Source organism: Mycobacterium sp. 852013-50091_SCH5140682 (genome assembly GCF_001665685.1).
In the GTDB taxonomy this organism is placed as follows: domain Bacteria; phylum Actinomycetota; class Actinomycetes; order Mycobacteriales; family Mycobacteriaceae; genus Mycobacterium.
This window is the reverse complement of the sequence record NZ_LZTB01000007.1, coordinates 1-2,445: the sequence shown is the minus strand read 5'-3', so window position 1 is coordinate 2,445 and position 2,445 is coordinate 1. Positions and strand designations below refer to the sequence as shown.

General features: G+C 67.1%; 1 protein-coding gene. It reads right to left on the bottom strand.

Going from position 1 to position 2,445, the window contains the following annotated elements; translation table 11 throughout:
- Window positions 1-69: 69 nt before the first annotated feature.
- Window positions 70-2,445, bottom strand: a 2,376-nt coding sequence (locus A5784_RS39560) for an acyltransferase domain-containing protein (protein WP_156750317.1), incomplete at its 5' end; no start/stop codon positions are given.

Here is a 2,445-nt window from a genome sequence, read left to right as displayed (position 1 = left end):
ACTCATCAATCCGATGCAACGCCTCAGCAATAATCGCCCGACGATCCGCCCCAGCACCAACCATAAAAATCAACCCACGCTTTCCGGTAGGTCGGCGTCGGCGATCTCGGCGAGGTGGTCGGCGAGCTCCGTGACCGTCGGATAGTCGAAAACGACTGTCTGGGGCAATACCTCGCCCAAGGTCTCGGCAAGTGCGCGTTGCAGTATCACGTTCATCAACGAATCCATACCCAACTCAAAGAAATCCGCGTCCGGGTTGAGCGACTGAGGGGACGGCAAGCCCATGACGGCGGCCACCAGAACGCCGACATGGTTCTGCAAAAGGGCTCGACGTTCTTCCGGCTCACAGATCCGCCACACGTCTTTGATGTCGCCGACCGGTGGCGCGGCTGCGTCTGCATCCGGGCCGGCGGGCTCCATCTCTTCGATGTCGACGACACCGCCCCAGATCTCCGGGTGCTCCGACGCCAGCGCGCGGCCCAGCCCCCAGAGCACGGCGTCGGCCGGATCCGCAGGGTGATCGTCGGAACCGGGACTCCGGCCCAGGATGAACATCCTGGGTGGCACCGCCATCGTGGCGAGTGCGGCCGTGAGGCGCCTGGCCGTGTTGAACAGCCGGTAACCCCATTCGGCCAAGTGGCCTGAAGCCGAAACATCGGGGGCGTAAAGAACATTCGCAGCCCTGCCGAGAATGTCCGGCAACTCGCTTGCGGCTGCTCCGTCGGCCAGAGTGTCCATCGGTAGGACGGTCACCGCCGCTGCGTCCCCGATCGCGCTGCTCACCTGGGGCCCGCGTCCGTCGTCGGCGAACACCACCCAGGAACCATCGCCCGCAGTATCGGCAGCCGTGATCGGCCCGATCGGCCAGTCGGATTCATAGTTCCATCCGTTCGATCCCGCCGTGGCCGCATGACGCTGCGGGGTCGTCGGCTTGATCCACAACTGGGTGTGGTGCCACGGCGTCGCGGGCAACACCGGATGCGGTTCGGGCGGATGAAGTGTCGGCGGCGGTGTAGCGGTGTGAGCCGAGTTCAGATTGGTGTGGAACGTGTGGGTGTCGTCGCCGTCGCGCTGCAGGGTCGCCACGGTGTGGAAGTGCGTGCCTGCGAGAGTGTCCGCGATCGAATGGGTCAGCAGCGGGTGCGGGCTGATCTCGATGAAGGTGCCGTGGTCGGCCCCGGCCGCAGCGACAGCCTGACTGAACCGTACCGGGCGGCGCAGATTGGCGACCCAGTGATCGGCGTCGAAACGCATTGTCGGCGTGTGGCTCTGGTCGTAGGTGGTCGAGATGATCGGGATCGTCGGCGGTTTCGGCGCGAGATCGCTCAGCGCAACCCGCAGGTCGGGTAGCACGGGATCGATGGTCGGGTGGTGCGACGCGACGTCGACGTCGATGCGTCGCGCCAACCTGCTCTGCTGCGCGACTTTCGCGATCAACATGTCGACGTCGGCCGGTGGGCCGGCGATCACCGTCTGGGTCGGCGAGGCATAGACCGCCAGCGTCACCTCCCGGTACTCGGCGATCAACCCCAGCGTCGAGGCGGGATCCAGCTCGAGCAGTGCCATCGCGCCTTGGCCGGCCAGGCGTGACATGAGCCGGGATCGGGTGGCGATGACGCGCAGGCCTTCGGCTGGGGTGAGGGCGCCTGCGGTGACGGCGGCGGCAACTTCGCCCATGGAGTGTCCGATGACGGCGTCGGGGACCACACCGTAGTGGCGCCACAACTCGGTCAACGCGAGTTGCAGGGCGGTCAGCACCGGTTGGATACGTTCGATACCGGTCAGAGGTTGTGCGGTTTCGAGCACCTCGCGCAGGGAGAACCCGACCTCGGCGCGGAACGCGGGTTCGAGGGTGTCGACGGCGGCGGCGAAGGCGGGTTCGTCGGTGAGCAGGCGGCGGCCCATGCCGGCCCACTGGGAGCCTTGCCCGGAGTAGACGAATACCCGGCCCGGCCGGCACAGCCCTTCATGCGGCCGGACCAGACCCGGGGCCGGACGTCCGTCGGCGAGCGCCTGCAGTGCCTGCGCCGCCTGGGTGTGGTCGCGGGCGCAGATGGTGGCGAAGGTGCGGTGGTGGGTGCGGTGGTGGTTGAGGGTGTGGGCGACGTCGGCGAGTCGGACTTCAGCGCCGGGGCCGGTCATCCACTGGGCGAGCATGGCCGCGGTCGCAGCGATCCGCTGCGAGGACTTACCCGACACCACCAACGTCGTCACCGGTGAATCCGGTTCCCACACCGCGGGTTCGGGAGACGGTGCCTGCTCGATGATGATGTGCGCGTTGGTGCCGCTGACCCCGAACGAAGACACCCCGGCCCGCCGCGGACGCGGCACAGTGGGCCATTCCATCGCCGGCGATGCGATGGTCAACCGGGTGGCGTCTTGGCAGGCGTGGGGGGTGAGTTGGTGGAAGTTGAGGTGTTTGGGGATGTAGCCGTAGCGGACACT